This is a genomic window from Methylobacterium organophilum, assembly GCF_022533465.1.
Lineage (GTDB): Bacteria > Pseudomonadota > Alphaproteobacteria > Rhizobiales > Beijerinckiaceae > Methylobacterium > Methylobacterium organophilum.
Genome location: NZ_CP092848.1, coordinates 1,732,500 through 1,757,669, shown reverse-complemented (window position 1 = coordinate 1,757,669; position 25,170 = coordinate 1,732,500). Strand labels below are relative to the sequence as shown.

Genomic DNA, 25,170 nt, shown 5'->3' with positions numbered 1-25,170 from the left:
GGACGCATCACGCGCCGAGGGGCGCCTCATACACCGGGATATGGATGTGGGTTTCTCCGGAAGCCTCGCGACCGTGCCGACGCGGGTATGCAGCAGCGCCCACAGGGTCCGAGTCCGGTTACGCGCTCTCAACCACGCCATCGTTTTTGCGGCGCGGGTAGCCTGGGCGTTCACGACTGCGAGTCTTGTTCCGTGCACCCTGTTCGCAACTTGGGGGGATACATGGACCAGCGGCTCCTGGCACAGCTAACCGGAATGGCCAACAAGCACGCTCAGGCGTTGAACGCCTTACCCGTTCGGGAACGCATGGAATACATGCGCTCGCTCGTCGGGTCGGCTGACTGTGCCTGGGCCGTGTTCCCGGACGGGGAGGGATCGGGCGTCCCGCACGTGATCCTCGTCAAGGGGAAGCGCGTGGGCCGGCGTATGGAGAAGTCCGGCCGCCTCAAGGGGAAGGTGACCGCGGTTCCATGCATCGACCGCTTCATGGCGGAGGCGTTGAACGATGCCTTCGGCGACGGGTCCACCACCTTGCCAGGAACTGCGCAACCCTCTCCTGAAGTCGCGGCCTTGCTGCGTGCGAACACGACCGAGATGCGCCGCCTTGTCGATGAGGCGAACCGAAACGGCGATCTCGTGAGGGACGGAAAGGTGACCGTGGAAGACCTTTTCCTCCGGGCCGACGTGGTGCACGCGGTCTGGTCGGACCCATCCTCTCCCGGTGGCGTCGGCAAGATGCTGGCCAAGGGCGAAGGCCGGCTCATGCTCATCAGCCAGGGCACCAAGGGCGTTCCCACCAGAACCGTGGCCCTCCGGTTCCTCGACCGCGTCCAGGCCGAGCAAGCTTGGCTCATTTACGGCGACGGACGCGGCGCGATGAGCCAGGCATCCTGAACCGGCCTTCGCGTTCGGCTTCACCCGTAGTCGCGGGCGAGCGGCGTGGCATTGCCGACCCGGGGTCACACGGGCCATCGGCACATGGGCTTGCGGTTCTCGCCGGGGACGACGGAGGCGGCATGACCTGCACGCGCCCGGGATCGAGGACGGTCGGCAGGCTTCGCGGTCTGCCACCCTCCTCAGGCGGACGAACGACGGCGCTGTCGCAACCCAAGAACGGTCCGATCAGGCCGGGGCGGTGAAACGCGTCGAACGGACCCCTGCCGTATCACGGACCGCGAACGCGCATGCTCCAAGGCAGAACAGGCACGCCGGCGAAGGCCGCTCCCTTGACCCGTGCGGCGCTTCGCACGAGGGCGAGGCTGTCCCTACACACGAACACGTCGATGCGTTGTTCCGGGGTGGGGCTCTCAAAGCGTCGCCGCTCCGGCATCCGAGCTGGATGGAACCACGACGGACCGGGTCGAGCATGACCGCGGGATCTGGCGGCGAAGGCCGCTGATCCCCATCCGAGGCGGGGAACCCCTGGCGGTGGTAGGACGAGGCCCAAGGATCCATAAATCCCATGGCCCTCCCAAGCCATCTCCCGACAAGTCACGGAGGGGAAAGAGTATTTTTCCAGTTCAATGGCTTAGCTCCGACCGGGGTAACGGTCCCCTCAGCTCCACCAAGCTTTTTTTGCGAAGAAAAGCCAAATGGTGGCAGGACTTACGTTTATAGGTCCAACGAAGTTTATTAGGTCCAACGAATAAGACCTAATAAGACTCACGGCTGGGTGTGCTTGAGGCCCAGAAGGGTCGACGAAAAATCCACCGATCCGATTGATCGATCCCTCGCACCGGGCGCTATCACTCGTGAGCGTTCGGGCGCTTTGGATGTCTGGTTTTCAGCGACGCACAGTGGCAGCGGAGGGCGCCCCTGATCCATTGGTCGTCCCGATCAGCGTGGCTCGACAGGCCGCGACAACCGGATGTTCGTGGAGGGCGTCCTCTGGATCGTGCGCACCGGCTCGCCCTGGCGCGACCTGCCGGAGGCGTTCGGGGACTGGAACAGCGTGTTCAGCCGCTGGAGCCGGAAGGGCGCATGGTGGCGCATCTTCGAAGCGATGTCGGATGATACCGACTTCGAGTATCTGATCGTCGACTCCACCATCGTGCGCGCTCACCAACATGCGGCGGGCGCGAACAAGGGGGGTCTGACGATCAGGCCCTCGGTCGCTCCCGTGGCGGCCTGAGCAGCAAGATCCATCTGGTCGTGTGCAGACTGGGTTGTCCGGTGCGCTTCGCCCTCACGGCCGGCCAGACGGGCGACGCGCCTCAGGCCGAGGCGCTGCTGAAGGGCCTCCCCGCCGCTGTGGTCCTGGCCGACGCAGCCTTACGACAGCGATCGCCTGCGGGACATGATCGCCGGCAAGCGGGCGAAGGCTGTCATCCCGAACAATCCATCACGCACCCGCAAGCACATCCTCGACCGCCCCCTCTCCACGGAGCGGCATCTGAGTGAGTGCTGTTTTGCCAAGCCCAAGCAGTTCCGGCGGGTGGACACCAGCTATGAGAAAACCGCTCGCAACCATGCCGCCGTCGTCACCCTCGCCGCCATCGTTCTCTGGCTCAGGCAACTGTCCACGCCGCCTAGGTAGGGGACTCATACAACCAATTGCTTTCTCTTGCGTTTTCTTCCTGGGTATGGGGCTTCCTGCGTAGGAGGATCGCAATGGCACGGCTGTTCTGGCTCTCGGACGAAGCCTGGGCGCGGATCGAACCGCAGTTGCCTCACGGTCAACCGGGCAAGCCGCGGGTCGATGACCGGCGGGTGATCAGCGGCATCCTACATGTGCTGAAGGTCGGCTGCCGCTGGCAGGACACGCCCTCTGCCTACGGCCCGCACACGACGATCTACAACCGCTACAACAGGTGGTCTCAGCGCGGTGTCTGGCAGCGGCTTTTTGCCAGGCTCGCTGCCGCAGGTCCTGTCCCCGAGGAGCTGATGCTCGATGCCTCTCACGTGAAGGCACACCGCTCGGCATCCGGCGGAAAAGGGGGGCCTGGATCCAAGCCATCGGCCGCTCGCGCGGCGGCTTCACGAGCAAAATCCATTGCTTGGCCGATGGTCGTGGCCGACCGATTGCGTTCACCCTGACACCGGGCAACGTGGCCGACATCAGTATGGCGTTGCCTCTGTTACAGGCCGTCGTACCACCCAAGCGCCTGATTGCCGACAAGGCCTACGACGCACAGAGCCTGAGGGATTGGTTGAAGAGCCGCAAGGTGATCGCCACCATCCCGTCCACGGCCTCCCGGACGGTCCCCTACAAGCACAGCCGGATCGCCTACCGGCGGCGCAACCGGATCGAGCGCCTGTTCGGCCATCTCAAAAACTGGCGGCGCGTCGCGACCCGATATGACCGTTTGTCTTGCAACTATCTGGCCGCCGTCGCGCTCGTTTCCTGTGTCGTCGCATGGACCTGAATGAGTCCACGACCTAGTCCTAGGGCAGCCTCGAACATCGACTCGCGAGCGTCGCAGGGCCTTGACTTTGCCGTGTTCAGCCGTCCTACGAAACTGGAAATCATTTTTCAGCGGGACTCTGGTGGCGTGGCTTTGATGCAGCGGAGACGGGAAAAATGCGTCTTCTGGTGACAGGCGGTTGCGGCTTCATCGGCTCGGCTCTGGTGCTGCACCTGGTGCAGGATCTCGGGCATGAGGTCGCCACCCTCGACGCCCTGACCTATGCGGCCAATCCGATCTCCCTGAAGCCGCTCGAGGGCAGTCCCCATCACCGTTTGGTGGAGGGCGACATCTGCGATCCGGCGACCGTCCATGCCCTCTATGCCGACTTCAAGCCGGACGCGGTGATGCATCTGGCCGCCGAGAGCCATGTCGACCGCTCAATCACCGACCCGGGCGCCTTCGTGCGCACCAACGTGATCGGCACTCAGGTGATGCTCGACGGCGCCCGCACCTACTGGGAGGGCCTGACCGGCGAGGCGAAGGCGGCCTTCCGGTTCCTTCATGTGTCGACGGACGAGGTCTACGGCTCGCTGCCGCCTGGGGGCTTCTTCACGGAGGACAGCCGTTACGACCCGCGCTCCCCCTACTCGGCTTCGAAGGCGGCTTCGGACCATCTCGCGCGGGCCTGGCACGAGACCTACGGCCTGCCGGTGCTGGTGACGAACTGCTCCAACAATTACGGGCCGCGCCACTTCCCCGAGAAGCTGATCCCGCTGATGATCCTCAACGCCCTGGAGGGCAAGAGCCTGCCGGTCTACGGCGACGGCCTGAACGAGCGGGACTGGATCCATGTCGAGGATCACGCCCGCGGCCTCGTCGCGGTGCTCGAGCGCGGCCGGCTCGGCGCGACCTACCTGCTCGGCGGCCGTTCGGTGCGCAACAACCTCGCCGTGGTGAAGGCGCTCTGCGCGGCCTTCGACCGGCTGCGCCCCGAGCACGGGCCGCACGAGCGCCTGATCGCCTTCGTCGCCGACCGCCCGGGCCATGACCGGCGCTACGCGATCGACCCCTCCAAGGCCGAGGCCGAGGTCGGCTGGGCACCCACGAAGGTGTTCGAGGAGGCGCTGGTCGACACGGTGCAATGGTATCTCGACAACGAGGATTGGTGGCGCCCGATCCGCGAGGGCCGCTATTCCGGCGAGCGCCTCGGCCTCGCCCCGGCCCGCAAGAGCGCCTGACGCGACGCCCATGGAGATCCTGATCCTCGGCGGTGCGGGCCAAGTCGGCACCGAGCTCCAGGCCTTTCCATGGCCGGAGGGCGCACAGGAAACATTCCTCAAAACTGAATTAGTCTTTGAGTCTCCAGGCATGCACCTGCCAAGTTATATCATTAAGACCTCATGATGATATAACCCGCACGAAGTGCCTGCAGTCTAAAAAACTGAAGCAACCGCACGCAGATTAGTCTGGGAATAAAAATGGGATACTCTGCAATCCGAAGTTCAATTTTGTTCAATCCAATTTGGTATAAGTCTCAATTAGATAATCAATCCGATCCCAACATCGACGAGCAAGAGCTCTTTTTGCACTACAGAAATTATGGAGCACGGCTAAAACTATCTCCGCACCCACTGTTCTCAGCGAAATGGTACGTTGACAGCAATCAGAGTGCTCAAAAGGCTTTTGAAAATGGCATGGATCCTCTCGAACATTTTTTATCACATGGGGCCGAAGACAACCTCTGGCCCAATCCGCTTTTTAATATGAAATATTATATCGACAACTGCCAAGTATATCGCGAGCACTTGAGCGCTACGGATCCCCTTTCTCATTTTATTCGTTTTGGATCAAAGCATCAACAGTCGCCGCATTTATTGTTCGACATTGGCTGGTATATTGAAAATAATCCTGGAATTTCTGAGATGCTGGATATGAACTTAGATCCACTATCTCACTTCTTAATGTATGGCGCACATCAAGGCTTCTCTCCGCACCCCCTTTTTGATACGAAGTGGTACCTTCAACAAAATAAAGCTGCTCAAGAAGCTTTAGCGGAAGGAATAGATCCTCTTTCTCATTTTATTCAATTCGGCTCTAAAGAACTATATTGGCCGAATCCTCTATTTGATACTAAGCGATATCTTGCTGAAAGTGCCGGTTTCAAATTTGGACTAGAAAAGGGAATCGACGCCTTAACTTATTATTTGCAATTTGATAGAGAGAGATCTGTATCCACGCATGAGCTGTTTGACATTAATTGGTATAAAAAAAATTATGTGAGTCCAACTGGACCAGAGCAGGATCCGCTTATTCATTTTTGCAAAATAGGGCGTCGGACAAACAACCCGTGTCCGTTCGGACGCTTTAACTTTGATGCAGGAACCATTTCGATAAATAAGCCCGACTTAACTTTGAGCGAGACTCCCCTGGTTTCGATTATTGTGGTAAATTTTAACGGGCGCCAGCATCTAAGTGATTTGTGCGAAGGATTGAGAAGTCAAACATATAAAAATTTTGAATTAATATTTGTCGATAATGGGTCGACTGATGGATCGATTGAAACAATCTCAAAACTTGACCCAACGGCTAAAGTAATTCAGCTAGAGTCGAATGTTGGGTTCGCTTGCGCAAACAATCAGGGCTTTCTTCAGTCACGTGGAGAGCTGATTGTGCTATTGAATAATGACACATATCCCCAGACGGCTTGGCTCGAAGGGCTTGTTGTTGCAGCAAAAAATAATCCCGATGCTGCAGCGGTAACTTCGAAGGTCTTATTCTGGGAAAAATTTGCATCGCTGCAAATCGCGAGCCGGGAGCGATTTTCGCTTTGCAAAGCGACGCTTCTACAATCGTTAGACTACCTCAAAATAATTCAAGATTACGGATCAGAGACTGACGAAAAGTATTTCCCAGAAAAATCCGGTAGTATGTTTGTTCTTGAATTGAAATTGCCTATCACGGGGACGGGGGTCGATATTAAAATCTCTACCACTGAGCCGGACGCGGCCCTTACACTCAAAAGCAGATATTCAAAGGATATCATAAATGTAAAAGAGGCGAACCACTTTGCTAGATACAATTGGTCGGAGTACGATAAAAAATATGCAAAATTTGTCATTAATAATGCTGGTAGCCACGAGCCTAAATGGCTCCAAACGGGTGATATTGGTTTCGGCGAGTACGACAACGGGCAGTACAATCGAGAATGCCGTGTCGATCTTATCTGCGGGTGCTCTGTAGCTATAAAAAGAAATGCGCTTGATGGAAGACATATTTTCTTTAAAGATTTTGTTGCATATTACGAAGATAGTGAGTTGTCGAGACGACTACGGGCAGCTGGCTTTGATTTAATTTACACTCCAACTTCAGTCGTTCGACACAAACATTCTGCAACCTCAGTCGAAAAGTCTAATTTTTGGCTGAAATATGTGAATAGAAACAAAGTTATATATGAATATCTCTTTGAAGACGCTCTAGTTAGGAATCAAACGTTAGACTCTCGCATAAGGGAACTGAACCACTACAGCCACTGGCTGAATTCATCAGAAGATCGCAAGACTGATGTTGAACGGCGCTCTGCATCTATTTATCCACAAATAATAGAAGAAATAAAGACCATCTGTGAGAGCAGCCAATTTAAGAATAAAAGCGTTGAACGCACAAAGAGGATTGGCATTTACAATCGCTTTTGGAATACACTAGGTGGTGGAGAAGCGCATGCGTTGAGATTTGCCGCGATACTGCAAAAGCATGGGATAGTTGAGTTGATTTCAAATGAAGATTTCGAAATATCGGTGCTTGAAAAATACTTCTCGATGGATCTAAGCTCTACATGCAAACGCATAATAAGAGACTTCAATACAGGTGTCACGTCTGATTACGATCTGCTTATCAACTCTTCATACATGGATGAAACACCCTCTATTGCTCGCAAGTCGTATTATATCGTGAGTTTTCCAAGCAAAAATCCATCTCTTCGTTTTCTTCAAAGTTACAATTTTATCCCAAATTCGAATTATACCTTGTCTTGGATGAAAAAATATTGGGGAAATACGTTTAAAGCAGAACTGGTATTCCCTTCTGTACCAGACATACTAATACCGGATGGCAAGGCAAAGAAAGAAAAAATAATCCTGTCGGTGGGAAGATTTTTCAAAAGCGGACACAGCAAAAATCAGGTTGAAATTGCCAAAGCTTTCAAGAGCGCTGTAGAGAATAATTCTACCTCAAGAGAGTGGAAGCTTGTAATGATGGGTAGTGTGAACGATCAGGATTATTTTGAAGAAGTCAGAAAAATTACAAAATCTCTCAACTGTGAATTGGTGCCTAACGCGTCGATCGCTGAAGTAAAAGCAGCGTATGAGTCCGCCTACGCTTATGTACATGCCGCCGGCTTAGGAAAGCATCCGGATGACTCGCCAGCGGATTTTGAACATTTTGGCATGACAGTCGCCGAAGCGGTTACCAACAGATGTTTTCCGATCGTTTACGATGCGGCTGGACCTTCCGAAATAATAGATTTGATCGGCATTGGCCAAAAATACAAAACTGAAGTTGAATTATCAGAAGCGATCAGTCTTACAATTAAAACATATAACGATGAAATATCTCGCGCCAAAATTATAGATTCCCTATCTAAAAAATCCTCATATTTTGAGAGGACCGTCGAAGGATCGAAGCCAGTCGAAGATATGTTGACTTTTTTGCAGAAGGTCAAATAATCGCCGCGCCTTTGTTTACCTCTGCTTTTGTTTAAAAAGTTGGAGTTACTGCTTTCAGTGTGATTCGCAAAAATTCCGAAGATGCGCCGTCTATCATTGGATAGCGATTCATCAACGGAATTTTTGCGAACACATAGATTTGATAGGGTGCGTCGGAGCTGTAGTTTCGTGGCGTGAACGCTGCGAATGAGATGCTGCTCTAACCACAATATCGTTGATCTGAACGAGAAGATCTGACAGAGCCGCTGGATCTGATCGAAGATGGTGAAGCTCGCGCCGCATCCGCAGAACTCGTATGTATCTTTCTGGCTCTCGCAGTCTTTAAAGAATCGGCGCAAGCGGTCGAACTTGGCATGTGCTGGCTCGGCATGCTCTTCTCGGATCTGCGCCGTGATTAGGGCAGATGGCTACTAGGGCCGTTCCCGGCGGTGTTGCGACAGGACGGTGGCTGGAGCGTTGACCGGTGAAGGATCCAGCGATGCCTTCACCGTTGTCTGTCGATCTGCGCGAGCGCGTCGTGGCGGCCGTGACAGAGGGCGCTTCCTTCCATCAGGCGGCGGCGCGGTTCGGGGTGAGCGTGTCGAGCGCCAGCCGCTGGTCGCAACGGTTTGCGCAGCAGGGTCACGCCGCCCCCAAACCGACACACGGCGACGACCGCCTGCCGGCGATCGAGGCGCATGCGGATCTGATCCTCTCCCTCGACGAGGCCCAGCCCGAACGCTTCCTGCGTGAGGTGCGCGACGCCCTGGCCGAGCAGGGCGTGCAGACCAGCACGAGCGGGCTGTCACGCTTCTTCGCTCGCCATGGGATCACCCGTAAAAAGGGGCGCTGTACGCAACGGAGCAGGAGCGGGCCGACGTGAAGGCGGCGCGTGAAGCGTGGTTCGCGGCCCAGCCTGACCGCGACCCCGACAGGCTCGTCTTCCTCGACGAGACGGCGGCCGCCACCAACATGGCCCGCCGCTACGGCCGCGCCCCGTGCGGCGAGCGCTGCCGGCTCCTCGTGCCCCAGGGCCATTACAAAACGACCACTGTCACCGCCGCCCTGCGCACCACCGGCCTGTGCGCCTTCGACCTCGCGGATGGCGCTACCAATGGCCAGCGCTTTCGCGACTACGTCGCCAACCGCCTCGGCCCGGTGCTGCGGCCCGGCGACATCGTGATCCTCGACAACCTGCAAGCTCACAAGGTCAGCGGCATCCGCGAGCGGGTCGAGGCGGCCGGCGCCCGGCTGCTCTACCTTCCGCCCTATAGCCCCGAGTGCAACCCGATCGAACAGATCTTCGCCAAGCTGAAAGCCCTGCTGCGGAGCGCAGCCGCCCGCACCCTGCCAGACCTCTGGGACGCCATCCGGCACGCCTTCACCCGCTTCACCCCAGACGAGTGCCGCAACAGCCTCGCCGCCGCCGGCTACGACAACGACTTGGCCGTCGCTACGTAGGCGGGAACCGCTCTAGAGACGCGGAGGCCCAACAGGTCCTGAACAGCGACCGGGACGCCTTGATCGATCTCCGAACCGCGAGTGCCGGTCGGGATGCCGACAAGACTTGGTTCTCACAGTGGGTCACGTCGACACAAGGTGCCGAGGGCGCCTCGTTCGGTTACGACAATCGCGGAACAATCGGCAGTCGCGGACGGACTACGACCGCCGTCGACCTCGCTTCGATCGGCGGGACCGGCAGCGATGGCTACAGCGATTATGCGCCGTCACGCGGCGGGATCGGCGGCTTCGTGAGTCTGTACCAGTCCGGGCTCGTCCAATCCGGCAGCCTGAGCGAAGGGCCGCTGATCAGAATCGTATCGAAGGGGGGATCGAACGGATACGTCGCGGAAGCGAAGAGCGCAGCCAATGGTGCTGATGCTGGCGGGGTCACGTTCGTTCAGCGCGGCGCGCCCATCACCGCTACTGCTGCCGATCTGAGGGCCGGGGTTCCGCTGGTCTGGCTTCTGTCCCAGGGGAGCCAAGGCGGATCGGGGGGGATCGAGCGGGCGATCGGGGTCAGCGGTCTACGATCGGATGCGGGGAGAGGTGGCAACGGTAGGGCTGCGACCGCCGAGATCGACGGGATCCTCGGCACCACAGGTGTCAATCTGGCAGGATTGCGTGTCACTGCCCAGGGCGGTGACGGCGGCAAAAACGGTGTCGGGCCGTTCAGCGGTGCCCGCGCGGGCGCGGGCGGCGAGAGCGGAGAGGCTTCCGTCAAGATTGGCGTCGGGGGGGGGATCGTAACGGAGGGCGCGAACGCGCCAGCCGCCATCGTCGAGGCACTGGCGGGCAAAGGCGGATCCATTGACGTGGAAGGGGCCGTCGGTGCCAATGGCGGCAACGTCGGCGGTACGGAGCAGCGTCCCTCCGTTCTTTTCGACAACAGAAGTATCGTAAAGACAAGGGGTGACAACGCGACGGCGGTTCTACTTCAGAGTATTGGCGGCAACGGAGGCGAAGGTTCGTCCGACCGAACCAATGGTCGGCGCGGCGGTGTGGCGGGTGATGGTGGCCACATCGCCGCACTCAATGCAGGGACGGTCATGACGGCGGGCGATTACGCGTTCGGGATCGTTGCCCAGTCCCTTGGCGGCACAGGCGGTCGCGGCGGTGACGGCCTGTTCAAAGGCGGCAGCGTCCTCGTCGACAATATGGGTGAGATCCTACCCGAAGGGGAGGAAGCGTCGGCCCTCGTTGCCCGGAGCATCGGCGGCGGCAAAGCGCTCGATGCCTTTCAGACAAGGATACCAAAACCCTCCGAGATCGGCGCCGGCGGCGCGGGGGGGGGGGGGCGGCGGCTTCCTGTTCTACGGCTCGGGAGGGGAAGGCGGCAGCGGCGGCGATGACGGTCAGGTCACCGTGCGCAACGGTGGCACGATCATGACGATGCAGCCCCGTGCCTACGGCATCCTGGCGCAGAGCGTCGTCGGCGGCGGCGGCGATGGCGGCGTTGCCCGCAGCCTTTTAGGGCTCTTCGGGTCTGTCGCGCTGGGCGGTGGCGGTGGCGGTGGCAGTGGCGTCTCGGTCGACAACGCAAACACTGTCCATACCCGTGGGCCGAACGCGACCGCCATTTTCGCTCAGAGCGTGGGCGGCGGCGGTGGAACTGGCGGCGGCTTCCAGGGCGCCGGCGAAGAGACGATCAATGCGAACGTCAATGTTGGCGGCAGCGGCGGCAAGGGTGATTCCGGCGGAACCGTCACGGTCAGCAACGGCAGGAACGCTTCGGTCATTACCGATCAGGAAGGGGCGCACGGCATCTTCGCCCAATCGATTGGTGGTGGTGGCGGCGTCGGGGGAGGCTTTACCGGCAAAGAGAAGTCCGCCTCGTTTGATTTTTCGACCAAGGGGATGCTCGCTCTCGTCAAGGAGATGCTCGACGTCAACAAAATTGTCGTAAAAACCTATGGAAAGAGAGACGATATTGATCAATGGCTTAAATGGTACACGAACAAGAATACCGCCCCGCAGGATTTGATCGGATTTCTGAAGAGCGGGGCTAGTACACCTTCCTGACGGCGGGCAGCATCACGAACATGACGGCGGCCGCCGCCTCGACGGCGATTCAGTTGGACTCGGTTCCGGTCACCTGGGCGATCCTGCGGTCGGGCAACAGCCTCGCCCTGAGCCCGACGGCGCGCTTCACCACGCCCCTCGGGATGAGCCTCACCGGCGACCAGAAATCCACGGCCGAAGCCCTGCAGACGCTGTGGAACAACGGGTCGATCGGCGAGGCCGATCTGTTCGCCCGCTTCCTCTCCGTGGAGAGCAAGAAGAGCTACGCCGCGGCGCTCGACGATCTGAACCAGGAATCGAACCAGTACGTCCTGACCGGCCGCACCCTCGACACCCGGGCCGGCCTGAAGCGGGCCATGAGCTGCCCGGCCTTCGAAGGCTCCGGCACCCTGTTGCGCGAGGGCGAGTGCGTCTGGGGCCGCGTCACGGCGGCCCGCACCAGCCTGTTCTCCTCACCCGGCGAGGGCGGCTACCGCCAGAACGCGCTCAGCTACCAGGGCGGCCTGCAGACCGAGTTCGCCCCGGACTGGTTCTTCGGCCTGTCGGGCGCCTATACCCGCGCCTACCAGAACGACTCCGACCGCATCAGCGGGACGACGAGCGACGCCGCCGACGTCTCGATGGCGCTCAAGCACCAGGTCGGCCCCTGGCTGTTCGCGGCCTCGGCCAATGTCGGCTACGCCTGGCAGGACAATCTCCGCTCGGTCAGCATCGGCGAGGGGATCTGGTCGGCGCGCAGCAAGTCGGAGGTGCTGACGGCGGGCGGGCGCCTGCGGGCGAGCTACCAGTTCCTGTTCGACGGCTGGTACATCAAGCCCTACGCCGACCTCGACCTGCTCTACACGCACAGCCCGGCCTATTCGGAGACGGGCGCGCCGGAGATCAATCTCGACATCCGCGCCATGAGCAAGACCCTGGTGGCCTTCAGCCCGAACGTCGAGATCGGCGGCCGCTTCGATTTCGACAACGGCCGCTGGCTGCGCCCCTACGGCACCCTCGGCGTGACGCTCCTGTCCGACGACCACTTCACCGGCCTGGCGAGCTTCCAGGGCAGCGGCAGCCTCGGGGTGTTCGCCACCGCCTCGCGCATCCCGGACACGATCGGCGAGGCCGGCCTCGGCTTCCAGATCGGGCTCGGCGGCGGCATCGAGCTGACGGGCGAGTACCAGGCCCATGTCGGAGACCGCTTCCTCTCGCATACCGGCACCGCCCGCCTCTCCGCACGGTTCTGACTCAATTCGCGATCCTCGGATCATCGATCGGCAGGCCCGCGTGCCGTTCTAAAAACGTCTCATGAAACGCGGTCTGGCGCGCGGGAAAGAATAATCCATGTGCAGCACCAAGATCGTGCCTGCCAGCGCTGCCCGATCCGAGGCGCGGGGGTGGCCGCCTTTTGGCTGCTCAAGCGACGGACGCGGCTCGAACGCTGGTCAAGCTTAGGCTGAGGCCGCGCACGCTCAGGGCTGCGATATCGTGCTGATCCGCACAACCGGCGATCGGCCGAAGCGTGTCCCGACAGGCCCGTCCGGGCTTCGGATTTGCAGACAAGAGGGGCGCGAGGCTCCGAGAGCCCCGCGCGGACGAAGACGCGTCTTGGGAGGCCCTATTCGCGCGGCGGCTTCAGAGGAGCCGGGGGCGAACGGAGCAGGCTCTCGATCTCGCGCCGCGGGCGCCCGGCTTTCTGGGCGATCGCCTCATCCTGCTCGGTGATGAGGTCCCGGGCCGGACCGTCGCCGTCCAGCCCTCCGAGAAGCTCGACCGGAACGCGCCGGTTGGAGGAGCGGCTGCCGTCCGCATAGACGACGTCGAACAGCACGAACCCGCGTTCCTGCGGGAGAGACTTGATACGCTTGGCCATCAGCGCTCATAGAACCTGGGCGGATGGCGCGACAGCCCCGGTGGCTTCGCCAAGCCCTGCGCTCAGCGCACGGTCGGCCGCATCGTTCTGAGGCGATCCCCTGACGGCTTCGGCTCCTTCCCCCTGCACGCCGCCGCACGGCGCCACGAGAAAGCACGTCATGACCGCATGGGTCCATCTCGACACCGGCCTGATTCCCGGGGGCGGCCGAAACCTCAGCCTGATGCAGCGGGGCGACGAATTCTCGATCGTCGTCGACACGATCGAGTTGATGAACAGCACGCGGGGCGACTCGGAAGAGGCGCTCGCGACCCTGGCCTGCACCCCGATCGCCGGACGCCCGCGGGCGCGGGTTCTGATCGGGGGCCTCGGCATGGGCTTCACCCTCCGGGCCGCCCTGAAGGTGCTCGGGCCCGATGCGGAGGTCGTCGTGGCCGAGCTGGTGCCCGCGGTCTCGGGCTGGGCGCGCGGTCCCCTCACCAAGGTCTTCGCCGGCTGCCTCGACGACTCGCGCGTCGTCCTGCGGGAGACGGATGTGACGCGCCTGATCCAGTCCGGTCCCGGCGCCTGGGACGCCATCCTGCTCGATGTCGACAACGGCCCGGAAGGGCTGATGCGGCGGGCGAACGACCGCCTCTACGACGTCTGGGGCCTGCGGCGCGCCTGGTGGGCGCTCAAGCCGGAGGGGGTGCTGGGGGTCTGGTCCGGCACGCCGGACCGCAAGTTCAAGACGCGTCTGAAACGGGTCGGCTTCGGCGTTCAGGAAACGCGCATGCCGGCCAGCGGGCAGAGCGGCCCGCGGCACGTCGTCTGGGTCGCCACCCGCGCCGCCTGAGACGGGCCGGCTCGTCGCGGACGCGCCGGGATCCTACGGTTCGACCACCGCCGTGCCCGCGCTCACGGCAAGGGTCTGTCCCGCCCCCTCGCAGCCCTGGCCCATTTCGTCCCGGCATTCTTGCGCCTCGCACCGCCGGGCGTTGTCGATCGGCGGAAACAAGGCGCCCAGGCCGCTCGCGACGCCGTGCAGGATCGGATCGTAATCCGAACCGAAGCCGCGGGGATGCGGGTCAGCGGCGGAGAGGAAGCGGAGGTGGGTCGGTGTGGACATGGATGGCAGGGAGCCGCTGTTGTCGAGCGCGTATCCCCGCATAATTCCGCCCGGCCTCCCCGGTTCAGGACCGCCGCCGATCATTCTACGTCTTGGGGCCGACTCTCGGGCCGCGATTGTTCGATTTGGACTTCAGCACGGGCTTCGCACTCTCTGGCTTATCGGCCAGGAGCCGCTTCACGCGCTCGTTGAAATCCGTTGCCGAGACGGACTGAGCGCCGCCGACATTCGCCGTACGAACCATGATGTCCTCTGCCGAGCTGCCCAAGGCACGCGATTGCGCAGAGGGTATCCTTCATATGGAGGAGAGCGGCCGCGGGGCGAGAGGCCTCACCGAAATAAAGAACCATGATAGCGATCCGCGCCGGCGGAGACCGTGGGACACCCGTCTCCCACGGCCGAGCGGCGGATCCGCGCGGTCGCCCGGCTCAGAGCGCCAGCAGGAGCGGGCCCACCACGCAGGCCGAGACGATCAGGCACAGGGCGAAGTCGAGGATGCGCTCGCCGCCGCAGGGCTCATCGAGATCCGGGTCCATCCAGGCCTCGCGGCGAAGCCCCTGGCCCATGCCGCGCAACAGGCGTGTCGACGCCGCGATCATGGCCGGAGATCCTCGATCCGATAGGTTCGCTTCGCCGCCCCACCCGGAGGGCTTGAGGGCAGGGCGGCGAAGGCTCGCACCGCCGTCTCGCCGTCGCTGCGGGTGAGCGCGGCCACGGCTTGCCCGGCGACGGGCGAGAGCAGGACGGCCGCGAGCAGCAGGCCGCGTTGCAGGGGTCTCAAGGAGAGGTCCGCGAGAGACGGCCGCGCCCGGCGCAGCCGCAGCCCCTCGGGGGACGGTGACAACGGCGGATGGATCTCCGTCACGCTCGATCTCCGTGGGAAATTTGACCACACAAAGTTACGTGTGCAAAAATCCCACGTCAACGGCAAAATCGCCGTTCAGGCCTGGAAAGGGCAGATTGTGGGATTGTCTCCCACGCACAGCCTTCTAAGACTCGCGGAATGTCCGAGCCGATCGATCCAGCTCCGCCCGAAGGCACCGCGCTGCATGCGCCGGTGGCGCGCCTGCTGCGGCCGCTGGTGCGGCTGTTCGTGAGCCGGGGCATCACCTTCCCGGCCCTGACGAACCTGCTGCGTGAACTCTACGTCAACGTTGCGGAATACGATTTCGCCCTGCCCGGGAAGGAACAGACCGACAGCCGCGTGAGCCTGCTCACCGGCATCCACCGCAAGGAGGTGCGGCGCCTGCGCGGGGCGGGCGCCCCGGTGAGCCAGGTGCCGGCGGTGGTCTCGCGCACGAGCCGCATCATCGCCCGCTGGATCGCGGCGCCCGAATTCACCGATCGCCAGGGCCGCCCCCTGCCCCTGCCGCGGGCGGCGGAGGAGGGAGCCGCCTCCTTCGAGAGCTTGGTGGCGGGCGTGACCCGCGACGTGCGCCCGCGCGCCGTGCTTGACGAGTGGCTCGACCGGGGCCTCGCCGTCCTCGACGAGCAGGGCCGCGTCGTGCTTCTCGAATCCGCCTATCTGCCGCGCGGAGGCGGCGAGCCGCAGCTCTATTATTTCGGCCGGAACCTGCACGATCACGTCGCCGCTTCGGTGGAGAACATCCTCGGGGAGGCGCCCCGTTTCCTGGAGCGCGCGGTGCATTACGACGGCCTGTCTGCCGAACTCGCCGAACGGCTCGAGGCCCGTGCCCGCGAGATCGCCATGGATGCCCTGCGGCAGGCCAATGCCGAGGCGCATGCCGCCTGCGAGAGCGATCCGGGGGGGCGCCACCGCTGGAACTTCGGGATCTACGTCTACCGGGAGGAGGTTCCGCCCGCGCCCGGCGCATCCAACGCCGACGCGACGGCCTGAGGCGGCCCCGTGCGCGAACCCTCCGACCACCGCGGCGGCACCCGACGGGCGCTGCTGGCGCTCCTGACCGGTGTCGCCACCCTCTGGCGGCCGGGGCGCTCCCCCGCCGCCCCCGACGCGCCCGAGGATCGGGGCATCGGCGGCACCGGCGCCAGGCCGACCGAGGAGGAGACCCCGGGCGGCGACCGCGGCATCGGCGGCACCGGCGTGATCGGCACGATCCGCCGGTTCGGCTCCATCATCGTCAACGACCTGCGCATCACCTATCCGGCCGATGTCGCGGTGCGCATCGACGGCGAGCCGCGGCGGGCCGGCGACCTGCGCATCGGCCACGTGGTGCGGGTGGTGGCCACCGGCGCCGAGGGCGCCCTCTCCACCCGGGCCATCGAGGTCAACAGCGAGGTGGTCGGCCCGGTCGAGGCGGTGGGCCAGGGGCGCCTCACCGTGCTCGGGCAGAGCGTGTCGACCGTGAAGTCCGGCGCCTGGAAGGTCGGCGACCGGGTCGCGGTCAGCGGCCTGCGCCGCCTCGACGGCGTGATCGTCGCGAGCCGCGTCGAGCACCGGGCGGAGGGTCCCGACCGCGTGGCCGGGCCGGTCCGCAAGGCGGCGAACGGCACGCCCGCGATCGGCGGCCTGCCCCTCGCCGGGCTGTCCCCCCGGCTCGTGGGCCGCCGCATCGTGGCGGAGGGGGCGATGCGCGACGGCGCCTTCGCCGTCTCGGGCGCCCGCGATGCGAGCCGGCCCTTCCCGGCCGCGATCGGCCGGGCCTCGATCGAGGCCTATATCGGCCCGGGCCGGGACGGGCTGCGGCTCGGCTCGGGGCTGGGGGTCGCCGGAGCGCCGGATGCGGACATGCCCCGCGGCGGCAGCCGTCACGCCGTCCTCTCGGTCTCCCCCGGCCGGGACGGGCGCCTCACCCTCGACGGCCTGCGCTTCGAGGGCCGCGGCGGCCCGACAGGGCCGGGCGGTCAGCCCGGCGGCGGCTTTGGCCCGAACGGCGGGCCTGGCAACGGCAGTCCGGGCGGCAGCGGCCCCGGCGGCGGCGGACAGGGTGGGGGAAGACCCGGCGGGGGCGGCTTCGGCGGCGGGCATGGAGGCGGGCCGGGCGGCTATCCCGGCGCCGCGCCCGGCGGTGGGACAGGCCACGAATTCGGGCGGGGCCAGGGGCCCGGCGGCTACCCGATCGACACGCGCCCCGGCTTCGGTGGGGGAGACGGCTTCGGCGGCAGCCCATCGCCGGGCGGGGCCGGCAGCCCCGGCGGCTTCGGCGGCGGTGGTTTCGGCGGCGGCGGCCCGAGTGGCGGCGGCTTCGGCGGAGGCGGTCCCAGCGGTTTCGGCGGCGGGCGGCGGTGAGACCGCGTCGTCCTCGGGAAAGCTGGAAACCCGACGTTAACCCTGCCGCGCGAGCCTGACCGGCGATGCCGAGCCCGTCGATTCCGTCGCACGATCCGGCGGCGGTCCTGGCGACCGCCGCGCTCGTCGCCCTATTCGCGTTGAAGCACGTTGTCGCCGACTTCCTGCTCCAGACGGATTGGATCGCCCGCGGCAAGGAGAGCCGGCGCGGCTGGCTGCGGCCCCTCTGCGCGCATGTGCTCTGCCACGCGGCGCTGACGCTCCTGATCGCCCTCGCCCTGGCGCCGCGCCTGTGGTGGCTCGCCCTCGTCGATTTCGCGATCCACATCGCCATCGACCGGGTGAAGACCCTCACGAGCCGCTGGGGGCCGTGCCGGCCGGGCCAGCCCCGGTTCTGGTGGCTGATCGGCCTCGACCAGTTCCTTCACCAGATCACCAATATCGGGCTCGCCGCCGCAATCCTGTTGATGTGACCGCGTTCCCACGGTCGAGATCGGCGACTGAACCGTTTACGGGGAGCGGGCGCCCTCGGAAGCGGCGCCCAACCCTGGAGATCGAATGAGTCCCGAGGCGCGCTCCGCGAGCACAGACCGCGAGGGCGAGACCCATGCCGAGCGCCTCCTGCAGGGCGCGGCCGGCAGCCGCCTCATCGCCATGCACGCCCTCGTCGTGGTGGTGCTGCTCGCCATGGCCCAGAGCTACGACGGGTCGGTACACGGGCTGAGCCATTGGGCGGTGCTCGGCGCCTATGCCGTCTGCTCGATCGGCCTCGCCCTGGCCGACCGCTGGGAGCGGCGCCTCGACGCCTTGGGCGTCGGCCATGCCGGGCGCACCGAATGGCTCGCCTGGGCCTCGACGCTGCTGAACGCCGCCGTGGTCATCTATGTCGAGGTCGAGCACATGCTCGCCGGCGTGGTGGCGGGCTCCGACGACGCCGCCACCGCGGTGAGCCGCCTGCCGGCCTTCCTGCTGCTGCTCCAGACCGCCCTGAGCATGCGGGTCTGGCACACGCTGGTCTTCTCGGGGGCGGTGGCGCTGGCCTGGGGCGGGGCGCTCCTGGTCGCCTCCCTGCGCGGCAGCCTGCTCGGGCCGCACGTGACCCTGACGGAGGAGGTCTCGGGGCTGCTCGCCTTCTGCGCGGCGAGCTTCGTGGTGGTCGATGGTGTGCGCCGGCTGCGCCGGGCGGTGGGCACGGCCCTCGGCCTCGAACGCGAGCGCAGCCTGCTCGCCCGTTTCGTGCCGGGCAGCGTCGCCGCGCGGCTCGCGGAGGAAGGCGGTCTCGGCACACCGCGCCTGCGCCATGCCTGCCTGCTGGCCCTCGACATCCGCGGCTTCTCGGCGATGAGCCGGGCGCGGCCGCAGCCCGAGGTGGTGGAGGCGCTGCTCGGCGTGCGGGCCCTCGTCCACGGGGCAGTGACCGAGCAGGGCGGCATCGTCGACAAATATGTCGGCGACGGCATCCTGGCGCAGTTCGTGGTCGGCTCGGTGGAGCGGCAGATGACCGGCGCCCTGGCCTGCGCCCGCACCATCGAGGCGCGGCTCGCCCGCCTCAACGGGGACCGCGAGCGCCAGGGCCTGCCGCCCCTGCGCGTCACCATCGCGCTTCATGCGGGCGACGTGCTGGTCGGCGTGTTCGACGACGGCTTCCGGGCCGAATACACCGTGCTCGGGCCGGCGATGAACCTGCTCGCGCGGCTCGAATCCCGCGCCAAGGCGGCGGACCTGACCCTCGCGGCCTCCGAGGATTTCGCCCGGCTGCTCCAGGCCGAGCAGGCCGCCGGCGTGCGCCGGGTAACGACCGCGCCGGGCGATGAGATCGCCCTCTACGCGATCGAGGACGGCCGCCCCTGAGTCGTGACAACGAAAAACCCGCCCGGCGCAGGCCGGACGGGTTTCTGGAAGGGGCGAAGGCGGCGCTGAGGCGCCGAAAGGCCATCGCCTAACGGGCGGTGCCGGAGCTCCAGCGGGGGTTCACCGGGGCAGCGCGGCGCACGTTATGGGCGCCGGCATTCTCCGAGAGCATCGGCGCGCCGAGGATCTGGCCGGTGCCGCGGCTCTGGGCCCAGACCGACTTCGGATCGTGATAGGGGTCGCTGATGTAGGAGCTCATATGGGCGCCGCCGGCGGCCTGCTGGCTGCCCTCGGCCAGGGCGAAGGCCGCGGCGGGGAACACGATGGCGGCGGCGAAAGTGGCGGCAGCTACGATGTGCTTCATGAATTCATCCCTTCCTTTATCTCGGTTTCGGCTCCGGAAACTTTTGCTCCTCGAACCTGAACTGAAGATAGGAGAGATCTTTCTGAATATCGGTGCGTGACGGCACGTCCTTGCTGTTGCCCTTTAATCCACCGGCTCGTTTCGGCCGCGTGCCGGTCCGCACGCCAACCGGTCGCGGCTTTAATCCGACGGGATGAACCGGAGGGCGCCCCGTGTGCGGCCGGCGCACAGGCTGCGCCGTTTCGGGCCGGGCTCAGGCGGCCCGGCCCCGGCGTCCCTCGACCAGCCACATCGCCAGAACGGCGGCCGCGAGCGCCGCGAGCGCCCAGAGGCCCACCGCGAGGGGATAGACCTCGACGCCGCGGATCGTGGCGCTGTCGCTGGGGCGGAAGCCGATCCAGTCGGCGCCCCCCAGGCGGCCGCCGCGCACGATCTGCAATCGGGGCACCACCGTGTTACCGGAAGCGTCGGCGAGGCGACGCACGGTGCCGCCGGAGCCCTCGGCGACGGCCTTGGTCCGCTCGGTATCGCTGAACACGTCGGCGAGCTCGCGCGGATTGGCCGGCCCGACGCTGACGAAGGCGACGAGATTGCCCGCGCGCACGGTGTGCAGGCCGAGGCGCTGGGCCTCGAAGGTGGCGCTGAACAGGCCGGGCTCCGCCTGCTTGAGGTCGAGCCGGCGCTCCTCGCCGGTGGGACCGGTGACGGTGACGGGCTCGGCGGTCTCCGCCATGGTCTGGCGCTCGATGCGGACCTCCCGGCCATGGCCGGTGGTCTGGGCGCGCAGGGCCTCCTCTTCGAGGGCCGGCTCCTTCATCAGCCAGTGGGCGAGGCGGCGCAGCAGGTCGAGATAGGGGCCGCCCTGCTGGTAGCCCCGGGCCCAGAGCCAGGCCTGGTCCGACAGCATCAGGGCGACGCGGCCCTTCTCCTCCCGGGAGAGGGCGAGGAGCGGCTGCCCGTCCGCCCCCTGCATGATCGGCTGCACGCCGGGCCGGACCTGGGCCGCGATCAGCCGCACCCAATCGCCCCAGTTCGGCGGATTCGCCTCTGAGCCGGGCAGCGCCCGGGTGACGGGATGGCGCTGGCCCGTCTCGGTGAGCGCCGCCTTGTAGGGCTTCTCCAGCACCTTGCCGCTCGGATCGCCCGGCAACACCGCAGCGAGGCGGGTTCGGGCGAGGCTCGCCGGGCTCGCGAATTCCGGCCCGGCCGCGATCAGCACCGCGCCCCCCTCGCGCACGTAGCGGACGATGTTGTCGAAATAGGCCGAGGGCAGCACGCTCTGGTTGGCGTAGCGGTCGAAGATGATCAGGTCGAAGTCCTTGATCTTCTGGACGAACAGCTCGCGCGTCGGGAAGGCGATCAGGGAGAGCTCGGAGATCGGCGTGCCGTCCTGCTTCTCCGGCGGGCGCAGGATGGTGAAGTGGACGAGGTCGACGCTGGCGTCCGACTTGAGCAGGTTGCGCCAGGTGCGCTCGCCCTGGTGCGGCTCGCCGGAGACGAGGAGCACCCGCAGCTTCTCGCGGATGCCCTCGATCGGGAGCACGGCCCGGTTGTTCACCGTGGTCAGCTCGCCCGGCAGCGGATCGACCTCGATCTCGACGACGTTCGGGCCGCCATGCTCGATCTTGGTGGTGAGCGAGAAGGGTTGGCCGGTGGGGAAGGTCCGCCGGCCGATTTCCTCGCCATCCCGGCGCACGGTGACGGTGGCCTGCCCGGTGCCGCCGCGCTCCTGCACCTCGGCGCGGATGGTCAGATCCTTGCCGACGATGCCGAAGCGGGGCGCCTCCAGGAGCTTGATCTGGCGGTCGCGCTCGTCGGCGTGCCCCGTGACCAGGACGTGGAGCGGCGCCTTGATGCCAAGCGCCTCGAGCGAGGGCGGCACGTCGTGCACCACGCCGTCGGTGAGCATGACCACGCCGGCGAGCCGCTCCGGCGGCACGTCGGCCAGCGCCTGGGTCAGCGCCGTGAACAGCTTGGTGCCGTCGTCGCCCTCATGGGTGTCGGTCACGTCGATGAAGCGCGGCTCGATATTGGCGAGCGTGCCGAAGCGGCGCTGCAGCTCGGCGCGCACCGCATCGGTCATCTGCGGCCGGTCGCCCAGCGCCTGGGAGCCGGAGCGGTCGACCACGATCGCCGCGACGTCCTTCACCGGGTCGCGGTCCTCGCGCACGAGGGAGGGATTGGCCAGCGCCGCGAGCACCAGGGCCAGGGCGATCGCCCGCAGCAAGGCGGTGCGCCCCCGCGCCACCAGGGCGAGCACGGTGAACAGGGCGACCACCACCCCGAAGGCGGCGAGCACCGGCCAGGGCACGAGGGGCGTGAAGCTGAGGCTCAGCATGGGACGGTACTCTGCGCGACGGTCCTCACTGCCCCAGCCGCTCCAGCAACGCGGGAACGTGGACCTGATCGGCCTTGTAGTTGCCGGTCAGCGTGTAGATCACGAGGTTGATGCCGCCGCGGAAGGCCATCTCCCGCTGGCGCTGGTCGCCCCCGGACAGGGGATAGAGCGGCTCGCCGCGCCGGCCGATGGCCCAGGCGGCGGCGAGATCGTTGCCGGTGATCACGATCGGCGTCACGCCGTCGCCGGCCCGGGCGGGACGGCGCTCGGCCCCCTCGGCGGCGGGCGGCAGCGCCTCGACCCAGGTCTGGCCGCTGCTGTAGCGGCCGGGAAAGCTGTCGACGAGGTAGAAGGCCTTGGTGAGCACGTGGTCGGCCGGCACCGGCTCGAGCTCCGGCACCTCCAGCGTCGCGAGCATGCGGCGCAGATAGGCGCCCTCCGGCGTGGCCGGGCCGCCGGGCCGGGCGGTGAGGGCGTCGCGGGTGTCGAAGATCACCGTGCCGCCGTTGCGCATGAAGGCGTCGATCTTGCGGATCGCCGCCTCGCCCGGCTGCGGCCGGCTCGGCACGATCGGCCAGTAGATCAGGGGATAGAAGGCGAGCTCGTCCTTGGCCGGATCGAGACCGACCGGCTCCCCCGGCTCCAGGGCCGTGCGCGCGGCGAGCATCTGGGTCAGGCCGGACAGGCCGGCCCGGCTCGCCGCGTCGGCCGCCGCATCACCGGTGACGACATAGGCGAGCCGGGTGATGAGGGCGGATTCGACGCCGTTGGGCCGGTTGGCCGCCGCCTCCTGCGCGAAGGCGGGCCGCAGGGTCTCCCCCTGCCACGCGAGGAGACCGAAGGCGAGGAGGGCGAGCGCCGCCGGCCGGTTGCGCAGGCGGCCGAGGCCGCCGCGCCCCTGGCCGAAGAAGCCGCCGAGCCAGAGCGCGGCCACCGTGTCGAGGACGAGGAGCAGCAGCGCCGCGCTGAACAGGGCGGCGCGCAGGTCGATCATCTCGGCCCCGGCGAGCCCCGCCCGGCGCACGTCCCGCAGGCCGGCGAGGTCGAGGGGCACGAGGCGGTCGCCCGGCTTCATCGCATTGACCGCGATGCCCCCGTCCGGCGGCCCGTAGAAGCCCGGCGGGTGCTCGTAGGTCGCCCGATCGGCGTAATCCGCCGCCACCGCGGTGGCCGTGGCAGGGGGCGAGCCGAGCGCCCCGAAGCCGTCGAGGGTGAGGCGCGGGGCGAGCACCGCCGCCTTCGCCCCGGCGGCGCCCTCCCCCGCAGGCTTGGCGGCCCCGGCGAGGCCGACGACCCGGCGCAGCATGTCCACGAACAGTCCGGACAGGGGCAGGTTCGACCAGGTCGTGTCGGCGGTGACGTGGAACAGCACGAGCAGGCCCTGGCCGCGCTTCTGCGCCGTGACGATGGGCGTGCCGTCCTGCAGGGAGGCCCAGGTGCGGCCGGGCAGGTCGCCGTCGGGCTCCGCCAGGATCTGCCGGCGCACGCCGATATCGGCCGGCGGCGTCAGGCCGGCGAAGGGTCCTTCCTGCGGGAAGGGCGCCAGCGTCTTCGGGCTGTCCCAGGAGAGCGTGCCGCCGAGGGAGCGCCCGCCCCGGCGCAGGCGCACCGGCACCAGCGGATCGTTGCCGGCGGCGAGCCGCGGCCCGGCGAAGCGCAGGAGCAGGCCGCCCTCGTCCACGAACTTTTCCACCCGCACCTCGGTCTTCTCGTCCAGCGCGCCGACATCGGCGAGCACCAGCACCGAGACCTGGTTGTCGAGCATCTGCGCTACGGCTTCCGCGGTGCCGACTCCGCCGCGGGGCTGCTGCACGTCGGCGAAGGGGCTGAGCGCCCGCGAGAGATAGTAGGTCGGCGCGAGCAGCGGCTGCGACTGGTCCAGGGTGCCGCCGAAGACCAGGCCGACCCGGCGGCGCTTGCCGCGCTCGTCCATCAGCACCACCGCCCCGGCGGAGCGCTCGCCCGCAATCTCGAGCCGGGCGATGGTGTTGCGGATCTCCACCGGCAGGTCGAACCCGACCTCCGCCTCGGTCGCGTCGGGGGCGAGGGTGAAGGGCGTCTCGGCAAGCGGCAGGCCCTTCTGGTCGAGGGCGCGCACGAGGCCGGCATCCCGGCCGTTGGGGGCGGCGCGCAGCACCTGTGCCGCGAGCCGGCCGCCATTCTCCGCGGCCGAGAGGACGAGCGCCGGCGGGCGCTCGGCGGCGCGCAGGGTCAGGGCGGTGCCGTGCCGCTCCACGATCCCGGCGAGGGCCTTGCCGAAGGTGCCGGGCTCGGTGCCGGCGACCCCGTCGCTGATCCAGACCAGGGCCGCGTCGGGATTGCGCTCGAAGAAGGCGGCGAGCGCACTCACATGCGCCTCGCGATCGGCCCGGAACGGGTGCGGCTGCAGGGCGCGCAGGCGCTCCAGCGCCGCGGCCGGGGCGCGGGCCTCGATGGCGCCGGCGGGCTCGGCCGTGGCGAGGAGGGCGACAGGGCGCCCGTCGCGGGCGGCGGCCTCGATCTCGTCGCTCGCCGCGCGCTGGCGGTCGCGCCAGTCCTGGGCGGCGGTGACGCCGTTGTCGAGGAGCACGAGGAGCGGCGTGCGCCCGGCCGAGGCGCCGATCCCGGCCGGGTTCCAGACCGGGCCCGAGACGGCGAGGATCAGGAAGGCCGCGGCAAGGATGCGCAGCAGCAGCAGCCAGGGCGGCGTGCGGGCCGGCGTCTCGCGCTTCGGCAGCAGGTCGAGGGCGATGCGCAGGGGCGGGAAGGCGATGCGCCGCGGGCGCGGCGGCGTCACCCGCAGGAGCACCCACAGGACCGGCAGACCCACCAGGGCGGCGAGGGCGAAGGGTGCGGCGAAGGTCAGCGGAAGTCCGAACAAGGGCGCGTTCC

20 protein-coding genes and 2 pseudogenes are annotated in these 25,170 nt (G+C 65.8%); 15 read left to right on the top strand and 7 right to left on the bottom strand.

The features are described 5' to 3' along the window. Positions 1-222: 222 nt before the first annotated feature. The 10 genes and pseudogenes from MMB17_RS08155 to MMB17_RS08110 all read left to right on the top strand — a co-directional run bounded on the left by MMB17_RS08155 (position 223) and on the right by MMB17_RS08110 (position 12,801). Positions 223-894: a hypothetical protein gene (locus MMB17_RS08155; protein ID WP_012455900.1), complete on the top strand. Its 672-nt coding sequence runs from the start codon at positions 223-225 to the stop codon at positions 892-894. Positions 895-1,776: 882 nt separating this feature from the next. Further along, a pseudogene (locus MMB17_RS08150) lies at positions 1,777-2,536 on the top strand (IS5 family transposase). A gap of 74 nt (positions 2,537-2,610) precedes the next feature. Then, positions 2,611-3,365: pseudogene (locus tag MMB17_RS08145) on the top strand (IS5 family transposase). 155 nt (positions 3,366-3,520) lie between these two features. Continuing rightward, positions 3,521-4,585: a dTDP-glucose 4,6-dehydratase gene (rfbB, locus tag MMB17_RS08140; protein WP_241101735.1), complete on the top strand. Its 1,065-nt coding sequence runs from the start codon at positions 3,521-3,523 to the stop codon at positions 4,583-4,585. 10 nt (positions 4,586-4,595) lie between these two features. Further along, positions 4,596-4,751: a hypothetical protein gene (locus tag MMB17_RS08135; protein WP_241101734.1), complete on the top strand. Its 156-nt coding sequence runs from the start codon at positions 4,596-4,598 to the stop codon at positions 4,749-4,751. A 74-nt stretch (positions 4,752-4,825) separates the two neighbouring features. Next, positions 4,826-8,068, top strand: a complete 3,243-nt coding sequence (locus tag MMB17_RS08130; RefSeq protein ID WP_241101733.1) for a glycosyltransferase — start codon at positions 4,826-4,828, stop codon at positions 8,066-8,068. Positions 8,069-8,546: 478 nt separating this feature from the next. Continuing rightward, positions 8,547-9,508 (top strand): IS630 family transposase gene (locus MMB17_RS08125; RefSeq protein ID WP_241099727.1). Its coding sequence is split into 2 segments (ribosomal slippage): positions 8,547-8,898 and positions 8,898-9,508, totalling 963 coding nucleotides; the frame shifts between segments, so codons are not numbered across the junction. A gap of 59 nt (positions 9,509-9,567) precedes the next feature. Continuing rightward, positions 9,568-10,899 carry a hypothetical protein gene (locus MMB17_RS08120; RefSeq protein WP_241101732.1) on the top strand — a complete coding sequence of 444 codons (1,332 nt, stop codon included), beginning with the start codon at positions 9,568-9,570 and terminating at the stop codon, positions 10,897-10,899. Between the two features lie 34 nt (positions 10,900-10,933). Then, entirely contained in the window at positions 10,934-11,569 is a 636-nt protein-coding gene (locus MMB17_RS08115; protein WP_241101731.1) for a hypothetical protein, read from the top strand. A gap of 53 nt (positions 11,570-11,622) precedes the next feature. After that, positions 11,623-12,801, top strand: a complete 1,179-nt coding sequence (locus tag MMB17_RS08110) for an autotransporter outer membrane beta-barrel domain-containing protein (protein ID WP_241101730.1) — start codon at positions 11,623-11,625, stop codon at positions 12,799-12,801. A gap of 371 nt (positions 12,802-13,172) precedes the next feature. On the opposite strand, the gene MMB17_RS08105 is transcribed toward MMB17_RS08110, so the two are convergent. After that, positions 13,173-13,427, bottom strand: coding sequence for a hypothetical protein (locus tag MMB17_RS08105; protein WP_238309234.1), 255 nt, complete (start codon positions 13,425-13,427; stop codon positions 13,173-13,175). Positions 13,428-13,587: 160 nt separating this feature from the next. Here MMB17_RS08105 and MMB17_RS08100 point away from each other — a divergent pair, with 160 nt between their 5' ends. Next, positions 13,588-14,262 (top strand): polyamine aminopropyltransferase, encoded by a 675-nt coding sequence (locus tag MMB17_RS08100; RefSeq protein WP_241101729.1) that lies wholly within the window; start codon positions 13,588-13,590, stop codon positions 14,260-14,262. A gap of 33 nt (positions 14,263-14,295) precedes the next feature. On the opposite strand, the gene MMB17_RS08095 is transcribed toward MMB17_RS08100, so the two are convergent. The 3 genes from MMB17_RS08095 to MMB17_RS08085 form a co-directional block, all read right to left on the bottom strand. Beyond that, entirely contained in the window at positions 14,296-14,535 is a 240-nt protein-coding gene (locus MMB17_RS08095; protein ID WP_241101728.1) for a hypothetical protein, read from the bottom strand. 428 nt (positions 14,536-14,963) lie between these two features. Continuing rightward, positions 14,964-15,134, bottom strand: coding sequence for a hypothetical protein (locus MMB17_RS08090; protein WP_241101727.1), 171 nt, complete (start codon positions 15,132-15,134; stop codon positions 14,964-14,966). After that, positions 15,131-15,400 carry a hypothetical protein gene (locus MMB17_RS08085; RefSeq protein WP_241101726.1) on the bottom strand — a complete coding sequence of 90 codons (270 nt, stop codon included), beginning with the start codon at positions 15,398-15,400 and terminating at the stop codon, positions 15,131-15,133. Before MMB17_RS08085 ends, MMB17_RS08090 begins: the two co-directional genes overlap by 4 nt. Before the next feature lie 138 nt (positions 15,401-15,538). Between MMB17_RS08085 and MMB17_RS08080 the strand changes: the two genes are divergently transcribed. From MMB17_RS08080 to MMB17_RS08065, 4 genes are all read left to right on the top strand, one after another. Beyond that, complete coding sequence (locus MMB17_RS08080; protein ID WP_241101725.1) at positions 15,539-16,393, top strand: DUF6502 family protein; 855 nt, start codon at positions 15,539-15,541, stop codon at positions 16,391-16,393. A gap of 9 nt (positions 16,394-16,402) precedes the next feature. Further along, on the top strand, positions 16,403-17,746 hold the full coding sequence (locus MMB17_RS08075) for a DUF5666 domain-containing protein (RefSeq protein ID WP_241101724.1): 1,344 nt from the start codon (positions 16,403-16,405) through the stop codon (positions 17,744-17,746). Positions 17,747-17,811: 65 nt separating this feature from the next. Next, positions 17,812-18,219 carry a DUF3307 domain-containing protein gene (locus tag MMB17_RS08070; RefSeq protein ID WP_241101723.1) on the top strand — a complete coding sequence of 136 codons (408 nt, stop codon included), beginning with the start codon at positions 17,812-17,814 and terminating at the stop codon, positions 18,217-18,219. A gap of 85 nt (positions 18,220-18,304) precedes the next feature. Then, positions 18,305-19,597, top strand: a complete 1,293-nt coding sequence (locus tag MMB17_RS08065) for an adenylate/guanylate cyclase domain-containing protein (RefSeq protein WP_241101722.1) — start codon at positions 18,305-18,307, stop codon at positions 19,595-19,597. An 88-nt stretch (positions 19,598-19,685) separates the two neighbouring features. On the opposite strand, the gene MMB17_RS08060 is transcribed toward MMB17_RS08065, so the two are convergent. From MMB17_RS08060 to MMB17_RS08050, 3 genes are all read right to left on the bottom strand, one after another. After that, on the bottom strand, positions 19,686-19,961 hold the full coding sequence (locus tag MMB17_RS08060) for a hypothetical protein (RefSeq protein ID WP_241101721.1): 276 nt from the start codon (positions 19,959-19,961) through the stop codon (positions 19,686-19,688). 253 nt (positions 19,962-20,214) lie between these two features. Continuing rightward, complete coding sequence (locus MMB17_RS08055; RefSeq protein WP_241101720.1) at positions 20,215-22,299, bottom strand: hypothetical protein; 2,085 nt, start codon at positions 22,297-22,299, stop codon at positions 20,215-20,217. 25 nt (positions 22,300-22,324) lie between these two features. Next, positions 22,325-25,159, bottom strand: a complete 2,835-nt coding sequence (locus MMB17_RS08050; protein ID WP_241101719.1) for a DUF4159 domain-containing protein — start codon at positions 25,157-25,159, stop codon at positions 22,325-22,327. Positions 25,160-25,170: the final 11 nt, after the last annotated feature.